This window comes from Pseudomonas crudilactis (assembly GCF_013433315.1).
Taxonomy (GTDB): Bacteria; Pseudomonadota; Gammaproteobacteria; order Pseudomonadales; family Pseudomonadaceae; genus Aquipseudomonas; species Aquipseudomonas crudilactis.
Genome location: NZ_WXVV01000008.1, coordinates 222,590 through 248,082 on the forward strand (window position 1 = coordinate 222,590; position 25,493 = coordinate 248,082).

Sequence of the window (25,493 nt, forward strand, 5' to 3'; positions counted from 1 at the left end):
GTCGGGTTTGCGTTCAAGAACCTTCCACCGGCGGATTTGCGCGCTCGACCTCGAAGCGCGCGCTCACGACCCAGTCGGATATCTTCTCATCGCACTTCTCATCCGTGAGGCTCTGCCTGAATCGGTACCAGTTGCCGGATTCCGGCAATGGTTGCGTCGCCTCCCCATGCCATGTGTCACCGGCAATGGGCAAGGGCCCCGTCCACTGCACATCCGGGTTGTACCAACTCACCACTGTCCCAACGCCTTCGCGCCCGCGGCCGGCAAACTGCAGCGGATGACTGACCCAGCGGCCCGCCGCCGGGGCGTCGAGGGTGGGCAGAAAAGTGCCCAGCATGATCGGGCGCAGTGCCTCGACGGAGGCGAACTCCTCCAGCGACGCCACCGCCTCAAGCACGTAAGGCCCACCGGCAAGGGAACTGAAGTCCTGTGTCACCGACCAGGTGCGATCCTCCTGCACGATGGCGCTGGACTGCAGCGAGTGCGTGGCGTCGGCCAGCGTCACCGTGACCGTGTCGCCGGGCACACCGAAACCAGACACCACCGTGCGTCTGCCGACAGGGTCATCCTCGGTCGGGGTTTCGATCAGCGGTGCAGCCGGGACGACGTCATATTGCCGCGCATCGCCGAGGTCCGACTCTTGCCGCTGGTTGTTTCCATCGACGAACGTTTGCCGCGCACGAATGCTTGTACGCCCCACCGGCAACCTCACCTCACCTTCCCAATCGCCCTTGGCGTTCACCAGGATGTTGCTGAGCAGAGGCTCGCTGACACCTTCCAGAAAGACCTCGACCCGCCCGTTCGCCATGCCGCTGCCGGCGATTTTTGCGGTACGTGGCAGCTTCCCGTTTTCTGTCGGCTGGGTGATCTGCGGCGGTAACAACACCACATCGAAATAGCAATGCTCACTGCGCTCGGACGGCCGTTCGTCAAGGATTTGCTGTGCATCGATGGTGTACCTGCGGAATTCCAGACCGGCGAGATCGATCGACCACGCACCGTCTGCATCCAGTGTTTTTTCCGGCCCCAGCGGGCTTTGGAACTGGGCATCCCGCAACTGCATCACGGCACCCTGCATACCGTTCTCGCCCTCGACCGTGACATCGCGGCCCACCTTGCTGGTCGGGTCCGGATAGGTGATCCGCGGCTGGGACATGGGCCGTCTGACGGTGAAGGTGGCGCTCGCCGGTAACGAGGTCTGCTCCGCGGCGAACTGGGTCACGGTGACGGTATGCTCAACACCCGTCTCGAACGCCATGTCGCGGCGGAATGTCCACTTGTCATTGCTGACCGTTGGCTTGTGCACCACATTATCTTCGTCGCTGTACTGCAGGCTGACCACCGCGCCCGGCCAGCAAGTGCCGCTGAACCTGGGTGAAAGTCCATCTTCGAGCGGGTCGTCAAGACCGGGAGCCAGTGGCGGAATGTTTACATCAAGATAAACCCAATCGGTTTCCTGCCCGTCTCCCGCCTGTTTGATGCGAACCCGGCGGTTGAAGGTCGGGCCCCATACTTGCGTCGCCTGACTAGTCCATTTCCCGGTGGTGGTCAGCGGGCGATGCGGCGCCACCTCTTCATCCATGTCGATCTTCCACAGCCACACGGTCGCGCGGGCATTGCCCAGGCCGCTGAAGGTCGGCTGATACTCCAGTGTGTGAGCCAACTCGCTGACATTCGGCAACTTGTTTTCGACCGTGAAAGGAAAAGGCAGTGACTCGATCCAGCCACTGGCACCGTCGCCCACTTTTTGCACGATTTGCAGGTTGTAGGTGCCGTATGGCCAGTCCGTTGCGGTGGTTGCCCACTGTCCCCCGGTTGCCACAACCGCCTCTGGCGGCTTGACCGCATAACCGGGCGCGGTGATCACCACCGTTGCGCCGGCGTGGGCGGAGCCTGAGAACTTGATGGAATTGTCGATGTGCTCGACGGTGACACCGGTAAATTTGTCTGGCCGGACCTTGAATGCACGCGGACCACTTGGCTCGGACCTTCTTCCTTCGATGACGTTGATAGCCACCAGCGAAGTATTGCCTGCAGGCACTTCAACGGAGGCGCTCCAATTTGCCCCCGTCAGTATCAGACTCTCACCGACTTTGATCTCTTTCCCGTCCAGTAAAACCTGAACAGTGCCACCTAAAGCTCCCTTTGAACCGGTTACGGTAAAAACCTGATTCTGATACGAGCCTGGATCTGGCGGAGTAATAACAGGTGCAGTGGTTACAAAAACATCCACGCCTTTCGCCCAACCAGGCAGGTTACTACCGCCATACGACTGCTGTGCGGTAAAGGTGAAGCGGCCGGCTGGCAGATCTTGCAACAGCGTTGTCGACCAATATCCGTTAGCGCTGACTTTCGTCTCTCCGTAAAGAATTACGCGAGAATCCGCTTGATAGATCCTGACAGTCGCATCTGGGTATCCTTCTCCTTCAACTAATGGTCGGCCTTGCGTTATCACATCATCTTTTTTCGGTCGAGTAATGGCAGGGACGCCGTAATAATTGAAAATTATCGGAGTCGAGAAGCGAGTGGCATATCCTGATTCCGAATGACGTACCTTGACGCTGTAACTTCTTGGTTTTAGACCATCCGAAAGCTTTATCGACCAGTTACTCAGCGTACCGGTGATCTGCGGACTGAGGCTTTGTCCCGTAAGGTTTTCGACTATTTCAAGACGACCACTGGTAACACCCGTCCCGTAAACAGTCGCTGCAAATTCATCTTTACCAGTGATGACAGGGAGTTTTCTTACAAATACCCGCTTATCTCTGCGCTCGGACCAGTTGCCTTTGTAATTCCACTTCGTAGCGTAGTAACCATTACCCTCAGGTAGATCGGTTGCAGGGTACTCATTCCACTGCACGCCCGGATACCATTCACCAACGAGGCAATTGCGGAAATATCCGTTCGGACCGTAGTAATCAATCCAGACTTGGTGTCTACCGTCAGACTGCGGAATGTTGAAGATGATCGAACTTTTGGTATCAACGGTCTCGATGATTTCCCAGAGCTGAATTTGTAATGGTCCGACATATTGCCCATCCGGACTTACACCATTCGAGAGCAGAGGTTCCTGTTCCTGCGGTACAGAGATATCGGCACTCTCTGATACGCCTTCGAGATTCTTATCCTGTGACATGAATTTCCCCTCTCTGCCCCGAGCAATGTTTGAGGGGTATATGTACGCAGGGAAATAAGCAGGTGCCTACCTGTAAAATCTGACAGTCCCGACGGATGGTAATTTTTCCCGCATTGCCGTTCAGAGGCTTCCTACAGCCGCCAACACACGGCTACACCGAGTTGCGCCATTGCCTACACATCCCTCAGAATCCGCCGGCTTGTGCGCTTGGCTGATGCCCCGTAACTTGATCCGTGCCGCTGCCAATCAGTGGTCGGGTTTAGTCGCCCGGGGTGTGTCACCAATGTGTATAAGCGTCATCAAGTCGGGAACTCCCTATCCCCCCACTCGATGGTGGCTGTACGCAGGGCGCTTCGGCGCGCCGGTTTTTGGTGATACCCCCCGGTCGACTAACCTGCGTCCAGCCGCCACCCCTTCGTTTAGTCGCGAAGTGGTGAAGGCCCTCACTACAAGGGTTATCACTATGTTCAAAGACACTCCAAATCCCCCCGAAACCGACTCGGTTTCCCCCTATCAATCCAGCGACTCGAAAAAGCTCCACGAGGCCGCCGAAAAAGCCCTCGACCACTACCTCAAACCCAAACCCGACCCACGCAACTCCGTGGATCGCGGCATGCAGATGTTCATGATCGCGCCCGACCTCAACCCCGAAGCCGTGGCTATCCAGACCTACGAAACGTTTTCTTCGGTGAGCATTCTGCTGCTCGACCTGGCCGACAGCCTTGAAAACAAGCCGCGACACCTGGCGATGGCGATCTATCAATTGAGCGAGATGGGTTTGTTGCTGGCGGAGAAGGCGCTGGATAACGAGCGGGCGATTGCCGTTACCTGACCTTGGAGAAAGGTTGTCTGTACTGACGTTTTCGCGAGCAACCTCGCTCCCACACTCGAAGCATTTCAACTGAAAGAATGCGGATCACTGTGGGAGCGAGCTTGCTCGCGAAGCTTTTGGCGTTTCCAATCAGGCCGAGGCCGGCAATGGCTGAAAACTGAAGTACTGACGCAACGCCTCAATCAATTGCCCGTATTCCGGCGGTGGCTGTTGCAGGCTGAAACCGGCGTCGTAGTGCAGCGGGGTCGCGTCTTCGTGGCACCACAGGCAACACGCGGCCAGGTCGATCACCTGTTGGCAACCCTCGCCACAAGGGATTTGCAGCCGCAAATGGAAGTCCACACCCACCATCATCGGCAACTGGCTGATCAGCATCAGCCCGTCTTCGGACACGTTGCCCAGAAAACCGATGGGTTTGTCGGTGATGCTGTTGAACACTCTGAGGAAATACGGCAGCTGATGCCGTTCGATCCGGCGGTCGGTAAACATGCGCAGTTCGCCATGCAAGGCTCCATCACAGAGCCGCATCTTTGCTTCGGAACGTGCCGGTATCGCCGGCCCGCTCTCCCCGCTTCCGGTGTGACGATCACTACGTCGCCGTCACCTGACCACTTGCCAGTCGCAGGTGTTGCTCCGGGTTTACAGATTCAGCTCTAAATCCGGGTTATTCGACTATAGCTCAGCTTGTACACACGGCCAGATTTTGTATGACAACTGTCATCAGAAGCGGGTCGGGCGCACCACGGCTGCCGCACTGCGGGTCGGATAATGGCCCAGGCTCTGCAAGGTTTCCAGACGCGCGCGGGCGCGATAGGCGTATTCGCTGTTCGGGTACGAAGCAATGATGAACTGGTAGGTCTGCGCCGCGTCGACAAACATTTTCTGCCGCTCAAGGCACTGACCGCGCATCATCGACACTTCCGGCCACACATACGGGCGGGCACGGCTGGCGCGTTCGACCTTGGACAGTTCGAGCATGACCTGCTCGCAGTTGCCGCGGTCATAGGCGCTGTAGGCGTTGTTCAAATGATGGTTCATCGACCAACGGGTGCAGCCCGTCACGGCGAGGACGCTGAGGGCAAGGGCGGCAATGGGTACGAATCGCATGAGGGTTCTCCTGTCTTGTGCTCTTTATCGACCCTTGCCGAGAAATCTTCAGAAGTGTTTGCGCCAATCGTCGTGTTCAATAAAGAAAACAATAAGTAGTGCATTCGAACAATGACTACACCCCAAGAGCATAGTAGCCTTCGCTAGCGCTTGAACTCAGGAGTCTTTGCATGTCCGTCCGTCGTACCAAAATCGTCGCTACCCTTGGCCCGGCCAGTAACTCGCCGGAAGTTCTCGAACAGCTGATTCTGGCTGGTCTGGACGTTGCCCGTCTGAACTTCTCCCACGGCACCCCCGACGAGCACAAGGCTCGCGCGAAGCTGGTGCGTGACCTCGCTGCCAAGCACGGCCGCTTCGTCGCCCTGCTCGGTGACCTGCAAGGCCCGAAAATCCGTATCGCCAAATTCGCCAACAAGAAGATCGAGCTGAAGATCGGTGACAAGTTCACCTTCTCCACCAGCCATCCGTTGACCGAAGGCAACCAGCAAGTGGTCGGCATCGACTACCCGGATCTGGTCAAGGACTGCGGCGTGGGCGACGAGCTGCTGCTCGACGACGGCCGCGTGGTGATGCGCGTTGATACCCAAACTGACGATGCATTGCATTGCACCGTGACCATCGGCGGCCCGCTGTCCGATCACAAAGGCATCAACCGTCGCGGTGGCGGCCTGACCGCACCGGCCCTGACTGAAAAAGACAAGGCCGACATCAAGCTCGCCGCCGAAATGGAAGTCGACTACCTCGCAGTGTCCTTCCCGCGTGACGCTGCCGACATGGAATACGCCCGTCAACTGCGCGACGAAGCCGGCGGCACTGCCTGGCTGGTGGCGAAGATCGAACGCGCTGAAGCCGTGGCCGATGACGAAACCCTCGATGGCCTGATCAAGGCTTCCGACGCGGTAATGGTTGCCCGTGGTGACCTCGGTGTGGAAATCGGCGATGCCGAGCTGGTGGGCATTCAGAAGAAAATCATTCTGCACGCACGCCGCCACAACAAGGCTGTGATCGTCGCGACCCAGATGATGGAGTCGATGATCCAGAACCCGATGCCGACCCGCGCCGAAGTGTCCGACGTGGCCAACGCCGTGCTCGACTACACCGACGCGGTGATGTTGTCGGCTGAATCCGCTGCCGGGCTGTACCCGCTGGAAGCGGTTCAAGCGATGGCGCGCATCTGCGTCGGCGCTGAAAAACACCCGACCGGTAAAACCTCCAGCCACCGCATCGGCAAGGAATTCACCCGCTGCGACGAAAGCATCGCGCTGGCGACCATGTACACCGCCAACCACTTCCCGGGCGTCAAAGCGATCATCGCCCTGACCGAAAGTGGCTACACCCCGCTGATCATGTCGCGTATCCGTTCCTCGGTGCCGATCTACGCGTTCTCGCCGCACCGCGAAACGCAGGCGCGTGCAGCGATGTTCCGTGGCGTGTACACCGTACCGTTCGATCCGGCCTCGCTGGAACCGCATGAAGTCAGCCAGAAGGCGATTGACGAGCTGGTCAAGCGCGGCGTTGTGGAAAAAGGCGACTGGGTCATCCTGACCAAGGGCGACAGCTACCACACCACCGGTGGCACCAACGGCATGAAGATCCTGCACGTGGGCGACCCGCAGGTCTGAGTGACGCGCTGAAAAACCAAAGCCCCGGCATGTGAGTACCGGGGCTTTTTTGTTGTCTACGTTGAATCGAAAGCCCCTCACCCTAGCCCTCTCCCAGAGGGAGAGGGAACCGATTGAGGGATATTGCAGAATTGCACCGACCTGATAGCTCTGCGCTGAATCCGACCGGTTCTTTCAAGTCGATGTATAGCGCATTACACCTCGGTCGGCTCCCTCTCCCTCTGGGAGAGGGCTGGGGTGAGGGTGGCTTTTCAATGCCGCTTGATGAATCCGCTCAACGCCGCCAATGCTTCCGGCGAGCGCAGCCGTTGGGTGAACAGTACGCCCTCCTCTTCGATCACCCTACGGATCAACTCACGATCCGGCGCCTTCATCAATTGCTTGCTGATACGCACCGCTTCGGCCGGCAATTCATCGAAGCGCAGCGCCATTTCCCGCGCTTTGCTTAGCGCCGCATCGCCGCTACCCAACGCTTCGGTCGCAATCCCCCACTGCGCAGCCTGTTCACCGCTGAATCCTTCGCCGAGCAACAACAACTCTGCCGCTTTGGCCTGCCCAAGCAAACGCGGCAGGATCAGGCTGGAGCCGAACTCCGGGCATAAACCGAGATTGACGAACGGCATGCGCAAGCGCGCATCGCGGGCCACGTAAACCAGATCACAGTGCAGCAGCAATGTCGTGCCAATACCCACCGCCGCCCCGGCCACGGCAGCGATCACCGGTTTGCGGCACTCCAGCAAATTGAGCATGAAGTGAAACACCGGGCTGTCGAGGTCGCTCGGCGGTTGCTGAATGAAGTCCGCAATGTCGTTGCCGGCCGTGAAGCATTCAGCACTGCCGGTGATCAGCACGGCGTTGATTTCAGAGTCGTTGTCAGCCTGTTTCAGCGCCTCGGCGAGACGGCTGTACATGGCACGAGTCAGGGCGTTTTTCTTGTCCGGGCGGTTGAGGCGCAGGGTCAGCAAACCGCGTTCGCGTTCCAGCAGGATGGCTTCAGTCATGGCGTGTCTCGCGTCTGAAAGATCAGCGCTCAACCACGGCTCAAAAACACATCGGCCAGCAGTTGATTGCGCGGCAATCCGGCCAGATACAGCCGCCTTGCAAAGGCGTCGACACTGGCCGTCGAGCCGCAGACTAAGGCCAGGGTTTGCCGGGAAACAAGGCGCAGTTGCGCCAAAGCGGCGGCTGACTCGGCCGCCGTCCACAGCTCGACGCTGAGGTTTTCGCGTTGCGCGGCCAGTGCCGCCAAAGGTTTGGCCAGGTAGTGCGCGTCAGCATCATGGGCCACGTGAATGACACGAATGGCGCCCTGATGATCCTGACGCAAGGCTTCGCGCAGAACACCGAACAACGGCCCCAGACCGGTGCCGGCAGCGAGCAGCCACAGCGGTCGGTTGTGCCAGTCAGGGTCGTAATGCAAGGCGCCGCCACGCAGTTCGCCGAGGCGGATCGCGTCGCCGATCTGCAGGCGCCGCGCGGCATCGCTGAATTCGCCGGGCTGGCGGCAATCGAGGTGGAATTCGAGAAAGCGGTCTTCTTCCGGCAGACTGGCCAGCGAATACGGCCGGGCGATGTGCTCGATCCACAGCACCAGATGTTGCCCGGCGCTGTAGCGCAACGGCCGCTGCGGGGTCAGGCGCAAACGCAACACGCCGTCGCTCAGCCAGTCAAGCGCCTCGACCACGGCCGGGCGACCGTCGGTCAGCGGATCGAAGGTGTGCACCTGCAAGTCTTCGGTTACCTGACACTGACAGGCCAGTCGCCAGCCCTGTTGCCGCTGTTCAGCGCTCAACGCATCCGGACGGTTATCCGCCGGCAGACCTTGCACGCATTGCACCAGACACGCATGACAGCTGCCGGCGCGGCAGCTGTAGGGCACGGCGACACCACGCTGATTGAGGGCATCGAGCAGGTTGCTGCCCGCCGCCACTGACCATTGCTGTTCACCGACGCGAAGTTCAGGCATCGACGTTCTCCCACGCCGCGGCACAACGATTGCGCCCGTCACGTTTGGCTCGGTACAGCGCCTGATCGGCACGCTGCAAGGCGTCGTCGAGGTCATCACCCAGTTCCAGCAGGGTCATGCCCGCCGACAGACTGAGGTTGCGCACGCTCAGCCCCACCAGCTCGACATCGGTGAAGGCGATGCGCAGACGCTCGCAGCAAGCGGTCAAGCGTTCGGCATTGCAATCGGGCAGCAGCACCACGAATTCTTCGCCACCATAACGCGCCAATACATCGCCGTCGCGCAGACACGCCTGCGCAACGCCGGCGAATGCCTGCAGCACCTGATCGCCGGCAGCATGACCGTGCAGATCATTGATGCGTTTGAAATGATCGAGATCGATCAACGCCAGGCCGTGCACCACGTCGTTGTCCATCGCATTCAGCTCACGCGAGGCCAGGCGCAGAAAGTGCCGGCGATTGAACAACCCGGTCAATTCGTCGGTGGCGACCAGGTCTTCGAGCTGACGCATCATCCCGCGCAGGGTGTCCTGATGCGCCTGCAAGGCAAACCGGCGCTGGCGCTGGCGTTGCCGCGAGACTTGAACGAAGCGCGCGTAAAGCACCAGCCACGCCAGCACCATCGCCAGAATGCACACCTGCAAGGCGGCGAGCGCAGGGTCGGGCAAGAGGAAGTGATAGCCGTCCCACAGCGTGATCGCGCAGAAACTGAAGAACACCAGCAGGGCGCAGCGGATGAAGGCCCGTCGACTGAGATGGAACAGGCCGAACAGCAGAATCAGCACGTAGAACACCAGAAAGGCGCCACGGGCTTCATCCAGATGCGCGATCAGCCAGGTCTGCCAGCCCAGTCCGAGCAGCACTTGCACTTCGGTCAGGCTGGGGTCGGCAAAGCGTTGGTTGCGCCCGCTCCAGAACATTGCGAACAGCGTCGCCTGACTGATTACCACCAGCGCGCTGCCGATGGCCACGGAACTCAGGGACTGGCCGTAATGACCGGCGAAAAACGCCAGCCACAGCAGCAGCAAAGCCAATCCGTAGGTGGCCGCAGCAAGGGCGAAACGTTTAAGCAAAAGACGTTGAATGGCGTTATGGGTCAATCGTTGACTCACCGTGCGATAAGAGGCTGACCGAGTGTCCTACTCTACAGACCGGCTGCCACTTTAGTGGCGTAGTCGATAAATGACCACCGATTTTCGGGCTCGAAATTTGACGTCAAAAGTGTGGCCTGCGTGTACCGCCAAAAGCCCCTCACCCTAACCCTCTCCCAGAGGGAGAGGGGACTGACCGAGTCGATTGCTGGAGATACGCCGACCTGAAATACCGAGCCGAACTCAGATCTGAACAGCATGAAATTCGACTCCCTTTCCCCGAGCTGAACTCAGGTCTGAACAGCACGAAGATCGGCTCCCTTTCCCCCTCGCCCACCTGGGGGTGAGGGCTGGGGTGAGGGGGTAAATCCGGAAATGCAAACCCGCTGGCCGATATTCGCCCACCCATGCGACCAACGAATGACTGCCGGCGCGTGTATGCCCCACCGAGGCGCGGTATACTGCCGCGCCTTTTTAGCGTCGCGCCAGCAGCCCCGGCGTGCCTTGAAAGGTGTCTGCGACCGACCGATGCACCCAAGCCGCAGGCACCTTATTGAATGTTCCCGTCTTTTAGAGGAGCGCGACTCATGACCGTGATCAAGCAAGACGACCTGATTCAGAGCGTTGCCGACGCCCTGCAGTTCATTTCCTATTACCACCCCGTGGATTTCATCCAGGCGATGCACGAAGCCTACCTGCGCGAAGAATCGCCAGCGGCCCGTGACTCGATGGCGCAGATCCTGATCAACTCGCGCATGTGCGCCACCGGCCACCGCCCGATCTGCCAGGACACCGGTATCGTCACCGTGTTCGTGCGCGTCGGCATGGACGTGCGTTGGGATGGTGCCACCATGGGCCTGGACGACATGATCAACGAAGGCGTGCGTCGCGCCTACAACCTGCCGGAAAACGTCCTGCGTGCCTCGATCCTCGCCGACCCGGCGGGCGCTCGGAAAAACACCAAGGACAACACCCCTGCCGTGATTCACTACTCCATCGTCCCGGGCAACACCGTGGAAGTGGACGTGGCGGCCAAGGGCGGCGGTTCCGAGAACAAGTCGAAAATGGCCATGCTCAACCCGTCCGACTCGATCGTTGACTGGGTGCTGAAGACCGTTCCGACCATGGGCGCCGGCTGGTGCCCTCCGGGCATGCTCGGCATCGGCATCGGCGGCACCGCCGAGAAAGCTGCGGTGATGGCCAAGGAAGTGTTGATGGAATCCATCGACATCCACGAACTGAAGGCCCGTGGCCCACAGAACCGCATTGAAGAAATGCGCCTGGAACTGTTCGAGAAGGTCAACCAGTTGGGCATCGGCGCCCAGGGCCTCGGTGGCCTGACCACCGTGCTCGACGTAAAGATCATGGACTACCCGACCCACGCCGCTTCGCTGCCGGTGTGCATGATCCCGAACTGCGCCGCCACTCGTCACGCGCACTTCGTGCTCGACGGTTCCGGCCCGGCCTCGCTCGAAGCGCCACCGCTGGACGCTTACCCGGAAATCGTCTGGGAAGCCGGCCCGTCGGCCCGCCGAGTCAACCTCGACACCCTGACCCCGGAAGACGTGCAGAGCTGGAAGCCGGGCGAAACCGTTCTGCTTAACGGCAAGATGCTCACCGGTCGCGACGCTGCGCACAAGCGCATGGTCGAGATGCTCAACAAGGGTGAAACCCTGCCGGTCGACCTCAAGGGTCGCTTCATCTACTACGTCGGCCCGGTTGATCCGGTCGGTGACGAAGTGGTTGGCCCGGCTGGCCCGACCACCGCGACGCGGATGGACAAGTTCACCCGGCAGATCCTCGAGCAAACCGGCCTGTTGGGCATGATCGGCAAATCCGAGCGCGGCCCGACCGCGATCGAAGCGATCAAGGACAACAAAGCCGTGTACTTGATGGCTGTCGGCGGCGCTGCCTACCTGGTGGCCCAGGCCATCAAGAAGTCCAAGGTGCTGGCCTTTGCCGAACTGGGCATGGAAGCGATCTACGAGTTCGAGGTCAAGGACATGCCGGTCACCGTTGCGGTGGACAGCAAAGGTGAGTCCGTTCACATCACCGGCCCGGCGATCTGGCAACAGAAGATCAGCGAAAGCCTGGCGGTAGAAGTGCAGTAAGCGCCTGAAGCCGTAAAAAAGAGAAGGCCGACCCGTCACATGACGGATCGGCCTTTTTTTGTGCCTGCGATTGCATTGGAGAAAACTGATTCGGCGATAAAAATCCGAGGCAACCACACAAATCGATCTTGTGCACCTGTCAGGTTTGACAGGTTACGCCCTTGGCAATTGTTGATAGCGTCATTTCACTTACGCCACCGCAAGTGCACCGGACGCAATCATGGCCGAACAAGACCTGAGCATCGTTACTCCCTCCATCGCCAAGAGTTCATCGATTGCCACCATCGGTAAAAGCTGGGGCGCCGTGGGGCCGACCGGTGCAGCGTCCTTCGAGCTGCCCATCCCTCTCTCGAGCGGATGGGGTCTGGCGCCGCAATTGTCGCTGACGTACAGCAGCCAGAGCGGTAACGGGTCCTTCGGTATCGGCTGGGGCATGGGGCTGAGCCAGATTAGCCGGCGCACCACCAAGGGTGTTCCGCGTTATTCCGAACACGATGAGATCGTCGGTCACGATGGCGAGGTGTGGATGCCGGAGCTGGAAGCTGACGGCACGATCAAGTCGCGTTTTGAATCAACCTACGGCGGCAAGAGCATCGGCCCGCATCGCGTGGTCCGTTATTGGCCGCGCGTTGAAAGCGACTTTGCCCTGCGCGAGCAATGGCAACTGCAGACCCGTACCACGGAAAACGCTGCGTCGACGTTTTGGCTGATACATGGCGCTGATGGCTCGCTGCACGTCTATGGCAAAACCGCCGCCTCACGCCGTGCCGATCCGGATGCCGCGCAAAATATTGCTGCGTGGCTGCTCTGCGAAAGCATGAACACCCACGGCGAGCATATCTGCTTCGTTTACAAAGCCGATGATCAGGATCCCGACCCGACCCACGACTACCGCGCGCAGCGTTATCTGGAGCGGGTGTGTTACGGCAACTTCACGGCAAGCGAGCGGTTGTTCGCCTGGACCGTGCCAGACCCGAGCGAGCTGGATTGGCAGTTTCAGCTGATTTTCGACTACGGCGAGCGTACGGCGTCGCTGAGCGAAATCCCGCTGTATGACGGCGACACACTCGGGCCGTGGCGGGTACGCCCGGACCCCTTTTCGACGTACGGTCAAGGCTTTGAAATCGGCACGCGCCGGCTCTGTCGGCAAGTGCTGATGTTTCATCAAAATCCCGCCGACCTGCGAGAAAAACCGCTGCTGGCGCAACGTCTGCTGCTGGAATACCGCATTGCGCAAAACATCACGCAATGGGACTACAGCCAGATCAGCGCCGCGCACTATCAAAGCTTCGATGCCAGCGGCCAGGTCGAACACTCGCCACCGGTGGAGTTCGACTATTCCACTTTCCAGATCAATAAAAACCCTCAGCGCCTGCTTGCTGCAGATAACCAGCCGGGCGTCGAAGATGGCGGGTTCTATCAATGCGTCGACCTGTACGGCGAGGGTCTGCCGGGGTTTCTCTGCCGTTATGACCAGGCGTGGTACTACCGCGAACCGCTGCGAGCAGCGGCGGGAGGTGATGAGATCGGCTACGGCCCATGGACGGCGCTGCACCGGACGCCAGTGGCCGACCGTAATCGTGCAGTCCAGCACATGCTTACCGACCTGACCGGTGACGGGCGGCTCGACTGGATCACGGCCCAGCCAGGCAGCAGCGGTTTCCGTACATTGAATGCGCAGCGAGACTTCGCCGATTTGGTCCCGTTCACGGGGTTCCCGCTGGAGTTTTTCACCACGTTGGTGCAACTGGGCGATTTGAGCGGTGATGGTCTGAGCTCTATTGCGCTGATCGGTCCCAACTCGGTGCGCCTGTACGCCAACCGCCGCGAAGCAGGCTTCGCCGCCGCCGAGGATGTGCCGCATGGGCCGGCCGATGACCGCTTGCCAATCTTCAGCAACGCACCGACCGAACTGGTGATGCTCGGCAACTTGCTGGGCAGCGACATGCCGGAGCTGTGCCGTATCCGCCATGACGAAATCCGCTGCTGGCCTAACCTTGGCCACGGCAGGTTTGGCGAGGGTCGCAAGATCAGTGACCTGCCGTTCACGTACGAGCAGTTCGATTCTTCGCGGATCCGGGTGGCCGACCTTGACGGTTCCGGCGCACCGGCACTGATCTATCTGAAATCCGATGTATTCGAAATCTACCTGAACCGCGGTGGCAATGGTCTTGAGCAGATACCGGTGAGCGTGCCCTGGCCCGAAGGCGTGCGCTATGACCGCCTGTGTCAGGTGAGCTTCGCCGACCTGCAGGGCTTGGGTTGTGCCAGCCTGATTCTGACCGTGCCGCACATCAAGCCGCAGCACTGGCGCTATGATTTCGTCGCGATCAAACCGTACCTGTTGACCGCCAGCAACAACAACATGGGCTGCAATGCCAGTGTGGTCTACCGCAGTTCCGCTCAAGAGTGGCTGGATGAAAAACAGCAAATCCTCAAGCGTAAAGAGCTGCCGGTTTCGCACTTGCCATTCGCAGTGCCGGTGGTGGTCCAGCAGCAGCAACTGGATGAGATCACCGGTAACTGCCTGACGCAGCTATTGACCTGGCGCGAAGGCGTTTACGACGGTGAAGAACGCGAGTTTCGTGGCTTCGGCCTGCTGCAGCAAACCGACAGCGAAAGCGCCGGCGACGGCGACGGCGACGGCGACGAAGGCTTCACCCAGCCGGTGCGGGTCTGCACCTGGTTTCATACCGGGCAATCGATGGATCGCCGCCGTGAGCGTTATTTCAATGAAGACAAGGGCGCCATTGGCCTGGGCAGCACCCTGTTCAGCCTTACCCCGCCCAAAGAGGAGTTCGATCAGTCGATTGCCCCGCACGACGCCGATACCGAATACCAGATTTCCCGGGCGTTGGCGGGTTCGGTCGCCCGTATCGAAACCTATGCTGACGCAGACAGCGACGCACCGGGCATCGCCACGCCTCTGGCGGTAGAAGAGCTGCGCTATCGGGTGCGTGAAGTCCGCGCTCAGGGGCAGTACGCCGCCGCTGTTCTGCTGCCCCTGCTGCTGGAAAAAATCAGCTACCAGTACGACCGGTTTATCGACGATCCGCTGTGCCGTCATGAGATCAGCCTGCGCCAGAACGAATACGGTTCGACGACTCAGACGCTGACCGTGAGCTATGCGCGCCGACTGACTGAAGAGAGCCCACCGCCCTTTACCGATCCAGATGAACAACAGTGGTGGCGCGATGCCCATGACGAGGCACAGCAGTCGTTTTACCTGAACGAAACCCGTGCGCAATACATTGACCTGACTGATCCTCAGCAGTGGCGGCTGGGCCTGCCGTATCTGCAACGCGCCAATGCGCTGGTCTTGCCCAAAGGCACACTGCCAAGCGGCCTCAGTCCGACACAGGTGTCGTTCGAGCAACTGGCGCGCCATGAGGATTCGCCGCACTGGAACACCGAACGGGTACTGACGACCCAGTCCATACAGCGCTACGTGAAATTCGACGGCACAGCGCTGGCTGACGGTGAAGCCGAATTCGAGGCCCTGACCGGGCCGCTGGAACTGGCGCAACTGGACAAGACTGCCCTGGACGCCTATAGCATCCTGCCGCCGCCGTTCAACATCCATGCGGAATTGAGCAAAATCGGTTATACGGCGATGCCGTTTCTGTTTGAACCGACCGCCCCGCCCGGGGCTGACCCGGCGCTGTATTCGGCGCACTTCGGCTTTGCCGAATACGCCGGCCCGGATCGCTTCTACGATGTCCTGAGCTACCGTGAAACCCCTAGCCACGGCCACACCAGGGCTGAATACGACGACTATGGCCTGGCGATCATCCGCGTCGAATTGCCAGATGGCTGCACCACCCACATCACTTACGACTATCACGCCCTGCAACCACTGAGCATCACCGACCCCAACGAGAATATTGAAGAGGCCATCTACGCGCCTTCCGGGCAACCACTGGCCACCAGTTTTCACGGCACTGAAAATGGCATTGCCGCAGGATTCAGGCCGCTGAGTGAATACAGGCGACCCGAAGATCTTCGCCCGGATCCGGCCATTGCCGATCCGGAGGCTGCTGTGCAAAAGGCCGCCAGCACCGTGCGCAAGGATTTGTTCAGCTGGATGGGCAGCGTTGCTGTCACCGCGCAATGGGTGGATCAAGGCTATCTGCTGCCCAGCGGCCATATTCGCGCCAGTGCCCGTCAGCGGCTGGCACGAAGCACCCAACTGACCAGCACCGAACAGACCTTGCTCGAGGCCATTACCACAGCCCACCGCGAGCCGGTACACAGCGTGATGCTCAGTGCCGACTGCTATCCCGACGAAAAGATCGCAGCGCAGATCCAGATCATCAAGGCCTGCGTCGACGGCTTTGGCCGGGCACTGCAAACCCAGCAACTGGTCGACCCGGGCATGGCGTACAAGGTTGAAGATGGCTCACTCGTTGTCGAAGATGGCCAGTACGTCGAGGTTCTGGCGAACCCGCGCTGGCGCATCAGCGAACGAGTCGAGTACAACAACAAGGGATTGCCGGTTCGTCAGTTCCGACCTTTTTTCGCGGATACCCATCGGTACGTCAACGATCAATCCCTGCGCAAACTTGGCCACTTCGATCAGGTGTACTACAACGCCTTGGGCCAGCAGATCAAACTGGTCAACGCCAGAGGCGACATCTCCCGCGAGGCTCACCATCCCTGGTATCGCACCAGCGAAGATTTCAACGACACCGCGCAACCGCCACCCCGCTCGGAATCGCCACGTTCATGACCCCCTCACTGGATTGGCGCACGCCTGCGATTTCGGTGAACGATGGCCGCGGCCTGCCTACTCGTCAGGTGGTTTATTTGCGCACTGTGGCTCAGGACACACCCACGCCATTGGTCAACCGTCAGCAGCACAACGCGAGCGGGCAGTTGGTGGCACAGTGGGATCCACGCCTTTCGGTTGCGTGCCTGAAGACGGTGTACCGCCTGGACGGTGAGTCGTTGCACACGGACAGCGTCGACGCCGGCTGGCGCCTGCTCCTGCCGGGCCTGGCCGGCGAACCGGTGCAACGCTGGGACGAGCGCGGCGGTCATTGGCGCACGACTTTCGATAAGCAGTTGCGCGTAGTCGCCGTCGAAGAAAACGGCGTGGCCGATGTCGATGTGTTTACCTACGCCGATGCCAGCGCCGACCCCCGGTTCAATCGACGCGGACAATTGCTGGAGCAACACGACAGCTCGGGCACCCTGCGCACCGACAGCTTCGCCCTCACCGGCCAGCCGCTGGCCGAAACCCGTTTCTTTGACGATGACCAAGGCTTCACCAGCCGTCGTGTGTTCAGCCCGATGGGCGCCGTGCTGGAGCAGACCGATGCCGGCGGCCATCGTCAGCAATCGCGTTATGGTCTGGCCGGGCACCTTCGGCAGGTACAACTGTTGATCAAGGACCAGAGCCAATGGCGGCCCGTGTTGCTTGATGCGCAGTACAACGCCGCCGACCAGATCATCGAGCAGCAGGCCGGTAATCTTGTCGTCAGTCGCTGGACCTACGAGCCGGCCGATGGTCGTCTGCACACTCAGTCCAGTCGCAAAGACACCGGCGCAGTGCTGCAAGACCTCGAATATTTCTACGACCCCGTCGGCAACATTACCCGCATCGAAGACCACGCCTTCCAGCCGGTCTATTTCGCCAACCAGCGGGTCGACGGTCACCGTGATTTCAGCTACGACTCGCTGTACCGACTGGTCTGCGCCAGAGGTTACGACGACGGCCCGCTCTCGGACATTCCCGACCTGCCGAAACCCACCGACCCTAACAACCGCCTCAACTACACCCAGACCTACACGTACGACACCGGCGGCAATCTGGAGAAACTGGTGCATGTACGGGCCGGCGCCAACCGCACCGTGCAGATGCGCATTGATTCAGTCAGCAATCGCGGCGTGCGCTGGAAACCGGAGGATCCGGAGCCTGACTTCGACACACTGTTCGACCGCCACGGCAACCAGCAGCACCTGCAACCGGGACAGGCCATGCGATGGAATGCACGGGATGAACTGCAACGCGTGACGCTGATTGCCCGAGACGGCACTGATGACGACGCCGAACACTACCGTTACAGCCAGGGTGTGCGAGTGTTCAAACGCCATGAAACGTACACCGACAGCGCTGTGCATTTTCATCAGGTGCGCTACCTGCCGGGCCTGGAAATCCGCAGCAAGGACAACTGCGAAGAACTGCACGTCATCTCGGTAGGCAGTGCGCGTTGCCTGCACTGGGCGAAAAAACCACCCGATGAAATCGCCAATGACCAAGTGCGTTACAACCTCGAAGATCATCTCGGCTCCTGCGTGATGGAGCTTGATCAACAGGGCGACCTGATCAGCCAGGAGGGTTACTACCCGTTCGGTGCCACGGCGTGGATGGCCGCACGCCACGCCGTCGAAGTGCGCTACAAATTCATCCGTTATTCGGGCAAGGAGATGGATGTCAGCGGGTTGTATTACTACGGTGCCCGCTATTACGCACCGTGGTTGCTGCGCTGGATATCTACCGATGCATCGCAAGCGGATGGCCTGAATCTGTATGGGTTTGTGGGCAACAATCCAATGCGCTATGTCGATCCTGACGGAAACACGCGAGCGGAAGCGGTGATCATGTTGACGTCACAGTTTCTGTCTGCCGTCGATGAACATGCGGTGCAGGTCATGGGGCAACTGCACAACATTCTCCATCCACAGGGTTTTACCAAAACAATGGCGCTGAACGCCACGGCCGAGGGCGTCGGCTGGTTCGGCGCAACCTATCACGGGGGCAATATGGGTGCCGAATTGTTCGACCGCGCCGTTCCCGGCCTGCCAACGGAGATTCCCTATCTGACAGGCAGTGGACTGATCGGAGGCAACATCGGCGGCGATGTGACGGGCGCCATGATCGCCCCGGTCGCAGAGGGTACCGGGCTCAGTCTGGGTCCCCTGATCCCTCGAACTTCAACCATGTCAGTCAGCGCGATTGACGAACGCTTGGGTGTCAGTAATGCCATCGAGGAGATCAAATCGTGGGCAGACGTGAAAGAGCAATTGATCCACCCGGCGCTCGATTCCGTACTCAATCCTGATTTCGTCATGAACAGAGTGATGGCCTCATGGATCTCGATCATCCCCCATTTTCTCACTCTGTTTACAAGGGCCATTGAGGCTGAGGACATCAAGAACCGACTCGATCCAGTGAAAATCGAAAAAATCGAAAAAATGCTGGCTGACTGGAAAGCCGCGGTTGAGCAACGATTCGCCTGGGCCGAAAACGCGTTTGACGCACTGGGTACAGACACGGTCTCTCCGGCCAGGCTGCTGACCAACATCAACCATATGACGTCCAGGGAAACCCTGGCCCCCATCAGTCGCTCAGGCATGCGCGAGTTGCACCGAGCCACACTGGGCCACATTGACCGCAATCAAGCCATGGTTGCCTGGTACAAAGAGATGGGCACCACAGACAATCAGTTTTTGCTCAAGCAGGCGCGTGCCAGTAACAAGAAAAAGGTCGCTTGAGATGGCTGACCGCACGAGTGTCCGGCGATGAATCAATCGGTGCATTGGCGCACACCAATGCTGCGCGTTCATGACCCTCGGATTCTGCCAGTCAGAAATGTCGCCTATTTGCGTAGCGCGGCCGGCATTGATGTCGAGCACCGGATAACCCGGCAACAGCACGATGCGGCTGGCCGTTTGATTGAGCAATGGGATCCGCGCTTGCCCACTCCATGCCTTACCACTATTTACCGCCTGGACGGCGAGTCGGTACAAACGGACAGCGTCGACGCCGGCTGGCGCCTGCTCCTGCCGGGCCTGGCCGGCGAACCGGTGCAACGCTGGGACGAGCGCGACGGTCATTGGCGCACGACTTTCGATAAGCAGTTGCGCGTAGTCGCCGTCGAAGAAAACGGCGTGGCCGATGTCGATGTGTTTACCTACGCCGATGCCAGCGCCGACCCCCGGTTCAATCGACGCGGACAATTGCTGGAGCAACACGACAGCTCGGGCACCCTGCGCACCGACAGCTTCGCCCTCACCGGCCAGCCGCTGGCCGAAACCCGTTTCTTTGACGATGACCAAGGCTTCACCAGCCGTCGTGTGTTCAGCCCGATGGGCGCCGTGCTGGAGCAGACCGATGCCGGCGGCCATCGTCAGCAATCGCGTTATGGTCTGGCCGGGCACCTTCGGCAGGTACAACTGTTGATCAAGGACCAGAGCCAATGGCGGCCCGTGTTGCTTGATGCGCAGTACAACGCCGCCGACCAGATCATCGAGCAGCAGGCCGGTAATCTTGTCGTCAGTCGCTGGACCTACGAGCCGGCCGATGGTCGTCTGCACACTCAGTCCAGTCGCAAAGACACCGGCGCAGTGCTGCAAGACCTCGAATATTTCTACGACCCCGTCGGCAACATTACCCGCATCGAAGACCACGCCTTCCAGCCGGTCTATTTCGCCAACCAGCGGGTCGACGGTCACCGTGATTTCAGCTACGACTCGCTGTACCGACTGGTCTGCGCCAGAGGTTACGACGACGGCCCGCTCTCGGACATTCCCGACCTGCCGAAACCCACCGACCCTAACAACCGCCTCAACTACACCCAGACCTACACGTACGACACCGGCGGCAATCTGGAGAAACTGGTGCATGTACGGGCCGGCGCCAACCGCACCGTGCAGATGCGCATTGATTCAGTCAGCAATCGCGGCGTGCGCTGGAAACCGGAGGATCCGGAGCCTGACTTCGACACACTGTTCGACCGCCACGGCAACCAGCAGCACCTGCAACCGGGACAGGCCATGCGATGGAATGCACGGGATGAACTGCAACGCGTGACGCTGATTGCCCGAGACGGCACTGATGACGACGCCGAACACTACCGTTACAGCCAGGGTGTGCGAGTGTTCAAACGCCATGAAACGTACACCGACAGCGCTGTGCATTTTCATCAGGTGCGCTACCTGCCGGGCCTGGAAATCCGCAGCAAGGACAACTGCGAAGAACTGCACGTCATCTCGGTAGGCAGTGCGCGTTGCCTGCACTGGGCGAAAAAACCACCCGATGAAATCGCCAATGACCAAGTGCGTTACAACCTCGAAGATCATCTCGGCTCCTGCGTGATGGAGCTTGATCAACAGGGCGACCTGATCAGCCAGGAGGGTTACTACCCGTTCGGTGCCACGGCGTGGATGGCCGCACGCCACGCCGTCGAAGTGCGCTACAAATTCATCCGTTATTCAGGCAAGGAGATGGATGTCAGCGGGTTGTATTACTACGGCGAACGCTATTACGCACCCTGGTTACAACGCTGGTTGAGCGCCGACCCGAATGGTGCTGTAGACGGCCTGAATCTGTACGCCATGGTTGGCAACAATCCACTCCTGTACGTCGACAGGACCGGCGGCAAGAAAGCCGTATTCGAATTGCTTGGCGACTTTGTCGGAATGCTGGACAAGGCTCAGACAGCGGCGAATCAGATACATAATCTGGCCACTGAATTCGACGGGCTTGTTCCGGAAAACGCCGACATCAACGAGCTGCGTGCCAGTATGACTTTCGGCAAATTCCTCAAGTCAAAACACGGCATCAAGTCGGTCTTCAAGGGGGTCGCTGCGGGAGGTACGGTAGTCGGGCTCCTGGGCAGCATCGTACCGGGTGCCGGTAATGCCATCGGCCTGGCAGTCGGTGCGGTTGTCGGAGCCGTGGCGATGCCTTTGTTACGCTACCACTTCTTCAAGAAAGGTTTGAAGCTGGCGCAAACGCTACACACTCGAGAACTCAAGGATGGTCTGAATACGCTTGGTGCAACTGTTTCGAACGGGGTCGACACAGTAAAGGATCTGCTCAACGGCGGCTCCGCCCTGATCGACACTATCAAAACCTTCACCAATAACCTGAACGCCTACCCTGAGGATCTTCAGCAAAGGTTCTACAAACAGTTGGACTCACTGGATGACGAAAAACAACGTCAAGTCATGAAGCTGGCGAGGGCTGGAGTTGACCCGTTCGAAGCCATCGACAAAATAAAGGAAACAGCTCAGACGATACTCGACGCGCGTAGCGAAGCCGAAGGCGTTACCGAACGTCTGCAACAGCTGCAACGGTCAATCGCTGAAGAACCGAGACCCAGACCGGTCCCGAAACCGCGACTGAATCTGCAGCGTCGACGTCAAGTGCAGGAAACATCCGTATGACCAACGTGGCCCGCGCGAAGATCGCGCCGAGCCACGTGGGCGCATGCTATCGTGCCCGCCCGTCCTGCCGACCCTTCGCCCAGCATGCTGCCGACTTCCCGAAACCTGCGTTTGTCGTTGTATACCCTGCTGATCATCGCCGGTGCGGCGCTTGCCGCCACGCTGGCGATCCGCCACGCCGAACGTCAGGCGCTGGAGGAAGACGCCGCTCGCGCCAACCAGCAACTGGCGTTGTACGCCAATTCCCTGCACACCCTGATCGACCGCTATCGCGCCCTGCCCGCCGTGCTGGCGCTGGATCCGCAACTGCGCTCGGCGCTGGCCGGGCCGGTCGATGCCGATGAACAGACGGCGCTGAACCTGAAGCTGGAAAAGATCAACGGCGCGGCGCAATCCTCGACCCTTGAACTGCTCGATCACACCGGCCTCGCCGTGGCCGCCAGCAATTGGCGTCTGCCGAGCAGTTACGTCGGCCACAATTACGGTTTTCGCCCCTACTTCAGCCAGACCCGCACCCAGGGCACCGGGCGTTTTTACGCCGTAGGCGTAACCAGCGGAATTCCCGGCTACTTCCTCTCCAGCGCGGTACTTGGCGATAACAACGAGTTCCTCGGCGCAATGGTGGTCAAGCTGGAGTTCCCCGAACTGGAACGCGAATGGAGTCAGGGCAATGACACGCTGCTGGTCAGCGACGCGCGCGGAATCATCTTCATCGCCAATCAGCCCGGCTGGCGTTATCGCGCACTGCGGCCGTTGAGCGCCAGTGATATGGCCGAGATCAAAGCCACGCGCCAGTACGACAAACAGTCGCTGCAGCCCTTGACCCATTTGTCCCTGCGCCGCTTCGATGACAACAGTGATCTGCGCCGCGTAGAAGGCCCCGAGGGCACAGCGGATTATCTGTGGGAATCGCTGCCCCTGAGCGCCGAAGGCTGGACCTTGCACCTGCTGCGCCATCCGCAAGTGGCGTTTGAAGATCTGCGCAACGCCGGGCTGGCCGCCGCCGGAGTGTGGCTGGCTCTGGTGTTCCTGCTGCTGTTTCTCAACCAGCGCTGGCGCCTGTCGAAAATCCGCCAGCGCAATCGCGAAGAACTTGAACAGTTGGTGGAAGAACGCACCCGCGACTTGCGCACTGCGCAGGACGGTCTGGTGCAATCAGCCAAACTCGCCGCGCTCGGGCAGATGTCCGCCGCGCTGGCCCACGAAATCAATCAGCCGCTGACCGCGCAGCGCATGCAACTGGCGACCCTGCGCCTGCTGCTCGACCATGGCCGCGTCGACGATGCCTACAAAGCATTGAAACCGGTGGACGACATGCTCACGCGCATGGCCGCCCTCACCGGCCACCTTAAAACCTTCGCGCGCAAAAGCCCCAGCGGCTTGCGCGAACGACTGGATCTGGCGACGGTGGTCGATCAGTCGTTGCAGTTGCTCGATGCCCGGCTGCGTGACGAACAGGTCAGTCTGGTGCTGCACCTGACGCGTCCGGCGTGGGTGCGCGGTGATGCGATTCGTCTCGAACAGGTGCTGATCAACCTGCTGCGCAACGCCCTCGATGCGATGCAGGGCAAAGCGTGCAAGCGTCTCGAAATCCGTCTGGAAGCCGATGAACAATTGTGGCGCCTGAGCGTCAGCGACAATGGCGGCGGCATCGCCGAAGACCATCTGGGCCAGGTCTTCGATCCGTTCTTCACCACCAAACCGGTGGGTGACGGCCTGGGCCTCGGTTTGGCGGTATCCTTCGCCATCGTGCATGAATCCGGCGGCCGTCTGAGCGCCGAAAATGGCGACAGCGGCGCGGTGTTCAGCCTGACTTTGCCAATCGATCTGGAGGCACACATCTGATGCTCAACTCGGTGATGGTGGTCGATGACGAAAGCAGCATTCGCAGCGCCGTCGAGCAGTGGCTGAGCCTGTCCGGCTTCGAGGTTCAGTTGTTCAGCCGCGCCGAAGAATGCCTCGCCGCCCTGCCCGCGCACTTTGCCGGGGTGATCCTCAGCGACGTGCGCATGCCCGGCATGGGCGGCCTGGCATTGTTGGCCGAAGTGCAGAAACGCGACGCTGATCTGCCGGTGATTCTGCTCACCGGCCATGGCGATGTACCGATGGCCGTCGAGGCGATGCGCGACGGCGCCTATGACTTTCTGGAAAAACCGTTCAGCCCGGAAACCCTGCTCGGCAGCTTGCGCCGGGCGCTGGACAAACGTCGTCTGGTTCTGGAGAACCGCGCCCTGCACGAGCAGGCCGACAACCGCGCGAAACTCGATGCGACCCTGCTCGGCGTCTCCCGTGGTTTACAGACGTTGCGCCGGCAAGTGCTGGATCTGGCGGCGTTGCCGGTCAACGTATTGATTCGTGGTGAAACCGGCAGCGGCAAGGAATTGGTTGCGCGTTGCTTGCATGATTTCGGTCCGCGCGCGGCCAAGCCGTTTGTGGCGCTGAACTGCGCGGCGATTCCTGAGCAGCTGTTCGAAGCCGAGTTGTTCGGCCACGAGAGCGGCGCGTTTACCGGTGCCTCGGGCAAGCGCATCGGCAAACTGGAATACGCCGATGGCGGTACGTTGTTTCTCGATGAAATCGAAAGCATGCCGCTGGCGCAACAAGTGAAACTGCTGCGCGTATTGCAGGAGCAAAAGCTTGAACGGCTGGGTTCGAACCAGAGCATTCGCGTCGATCTGCGCATTGTCGCGGCGACCAAACCGGATCTGCTCGACGAGGCTCGGGCCGGACGTTTTCGCGAGGATCTGGCCTATCGCCTGAACGTCGCCGAACTGCGTTTGCCGCCATTGCGTGATCGTCGCGAAGACATTCCGTTGTTGTTCGAAACCTTCGCCCACCATGCCGCTGAACGCTTGGGGCGCACCTTTCCACCCTTGAGTGGCGCGCAATTGAGTCATCTGCTCAGCCACGACTGGCCGGGCAATGTCCGCGAACTGGCGAATGTTGCCGAACGTCAGGTGTTGGGTCTGGATGAGCCGGCACCGGGGATCGATCCGGGACAATCGCTGGCGGCGCAGCAGGAGGCGTTTGAGGCGCAGTGTTTGCGCGCGGCATTGACCCGGCACAAGGGCGATGTGAAAGCGGTGCTTGAAGAACTGCAACTGCCGCGCCGCACGTTCAATGAAAAGCTGCAGCGGCATGGGTTGAGTCGGGAGATGTTTCTGAGCGAGTGAGTCGGGCTTGGGATTTTCTGTGTAGCTGAGATCTTCTCCCCCTCACCCCAGCCCTCTCCCCCAAGGGGGCGAGGGGGAAAGGGGGCCGATCGTTGTTGGTTTTAGAGCCTGAGTTCGACGCCGAAATTGCAGGTCGGTGAATCTTGAATAAACACCGCAGTCAGTCCCCTCTCCTTCCGGGAGAGGGCTAGGGTGAGGGGCTTTTGATCTCAGCTCCAATAAGCGGAAATCCGCTCACAAGATCAATTCCATCGGCACAAATCCGCTCACCCTAGCCCTCTCC

At 60.0% G+C, this 25,493-nt stretch carries 14 protein-coding genes; 8 read left to right on the top strand and 6 right to left on the bottom strand.

Annotated features, from left to right (window positions below):
• Positions 1-13 precede the first annotated feature (13 nt).
• Positions 14-3,136, bottom strand: a complete 3,123-nt coding sequence (locus tag GTU76_RS11455; RefSeq protein WP_246376030.1) for an Ig-like domain-containing protein — start codon at positions 3,134-3,136, stop codon at positions 14-16.
• Positions 3,137-3,599: 463 nt separating this feature from the next.
• Here GTU76_RS11455 and GTU76_RS11460 point away from each other — a divergent pair, with 463 nt between their 5' ends.
• Positions 3,600-3,968 carry a DUF6124 family protein gene (locus GTU76_RS11460; protein ID WP_175553355.1) on the top strand — a complete coding sequence of 123 codons (369 nt, stop codon included), beginning with the start codon at positions 3,600-3,602 and terminating at the stop codon, positions 3,966-3,968.
• A gap of 129 nt (positions 3,969-4,097) precedes the next feature.
• Here the strand turns inward: GTU76_RS11460 and GTU76_RS11465 are convergent, their stop codons facing one another.
• Both GTU76_RS11465 and GTU76_RS11470 read right to left on the bottom strand, forming a co-directional pair.
• Positions 4,098-4,457 carry a PilZ domain-containing protein gene (locus GTU76_RS11465; protein WP_180698655.1) on the bottom strand — a complete coding sequence of 120 codons (360 nt, stop codon included), beginning with the start codon at positions 4,455-4,457 and terminating at the stop codon, positions 4,098-4,100.
• A gap of 231 nt (positions 4,458-4,688) precedes the next feature.
• Positions 4,689-5,075 (bottom strand): tetratricopeptide repeat protein, encoded by a 387-nt coding sequence (locus GTU76_RS11470; RefSeq protein ID WP_007951249.1) that lies wholly within the window; start codon positions 5,073-5,075, stop codon positions 4,689-4,691.
• Positions 5,076-5,245: 170 nt separating this feature from the next.
• On the opposite strand from GTU76_RS11470, the gene pyk reads away from it, so the two are divergent.
• A complete protein-coding gene (gene pyk / locus GTU76_RS11475) occupies positions 5,246-6,697 on the top strand; it encodes a pyruvate kinase (protein WP_122589649.1) in 1,452 nt (483 codons plus the stop codon).
• A gap of 251 nt (positions 6,698-6,948) precedes the next feature.
• Here pyk and GTU76_RS11480 read toward each other — a convergent pair whose 3' ends face one another.
• The 3 genes from GTU76_RS11480 to GTU76_RS11490 are packed head-to-tail and all read right to left on the bottom strand — an operon-like array spanning position 6,949 to position 9,762.
• Positions 6,949-7,698 (bottom strand): enoyl-CoA hydratase-related protein, encoded by a 750-nt coding sequence (locus tag GTU76_RS11480; protein ID WP_016983108.1) that lies wholly within the window; start codon positions 7,696-7,698, stop codon positions 6,949-6,951.
• 29 nt (positions 7,699-7,727) lie between these two features.
• Positions 7,728-8,663 carry an iron-sulfur-binding ferredoxin reductase gene (locus GTU76_RS11485; protein WP_016983106.1) on the bottom strand — a complete coding sequence of 312 codons (936 nt, stop codon included), beginning with the start codon at positions 8,661-8,663 and terminating at the stop codon, positions 7,728-7,730.
• Positions 8,656-9,762 carry a GGDEF domain-containing protein gene (locus GTU76_RS11490; protein ID WP_016983105.1) on the bottom strand — a complete coding sequence of 369 codons (1,107 nt, stop codon included), beginning with the start codon at positions 9,760-9,762 and terminating at the stop codon, positions 8,656-8,658. The genes GTU76_RS11485 and GTU76_RS11490 overlap by 8 nt, the downstream gene beginning before the upstream one ends.
• Positions 9,763-10,340: 578 nt before the next feature.
• Here GTU76_RS11490 and GTU76_RS11495 point away from each other — a divergent pair.
• The 6 genes from GTU76_RS11495 (at position 10,341) to GTU76_RS11520 (ending at position 25,210) form a co-directional block, all read left to right on the top strand.
• Positions 10,341-11,864: a fumarate hydratase gene (locus tag GTU76_RS11495; RefSeq protein ID WP_007916251.1), complete on the top strand. Its 1,524-nt coding sequence runs from the start codon at positions 10,341-10,343 to the stop codon at positions 11,862-11,864.
• Positions 11,865-12,084: 220 nt separating this feature from the next.
• The gene (locus tag GTU76_RS11500; RefSeq protein WP_180698656.1) at positions 12,085-16,593 is read left to right on the top strand and encodes a SpvB/TcaC N-terminal domain-containing protein; all 4,509 of its coding nucleotides are present in this window, start codon (positions 12,085-12,087) and stop codon (positions 16,591-16,593) included.
• Positions 16,590-19,361: an RHS repeat-associated core domain-containing protein gene (locus tag GTU76_RS11505; RefSeq protein WP_180698657.1), complete on the top strand. Its 2,772-nt coding sequence runs from the start codon at positions 16,590-16,592 to the stop codon at positions 19,359-19,361. Before GTU76_RS11500 ends, GTU76_RS11505 begins: the two co-directional genes overlap by 4 nt.
• Positions 19,362-19,388: 27 nt before the next feature.
• Positions 19,389-22,037 carry an RHS repeat protein gene (locus GTU76_RS11510; RefSeq protein ID WP_180698658.1) on the top strand — a complete coding sequence of 883 codons (2,649 nt, stop codon included), beginning with the start codon at positions 19,389-19,391 and terminating at the stop codon, positions 22,035-22,037.
• Between the two features lie 84 nt (positions 22,038-22,121).
• Entirely contained in the window at positions 22,122-23,882 is a 1,761-nt protein-coding gene (locus GTU76_RS11515; protein WP_016987630.1) for an ATP-binding protein, read from the top strand.
• Entirely contained in the window at positions 23,882-25,210 is a 1,329-nt protein-coding gene (locus tag GTU76_RS11520; RefSeq protein ID WP_180698659.1) for a sigma-54-dependent transcriptional regulator, read from the top strand. The genes GTU76_RS11515 and GTU76_RS11520 overlap by 1 nt, the downstream gene beginning before the upstream one ends.
• Positions 25,211-25,493 lie beyond the last annotated feature (283 nt).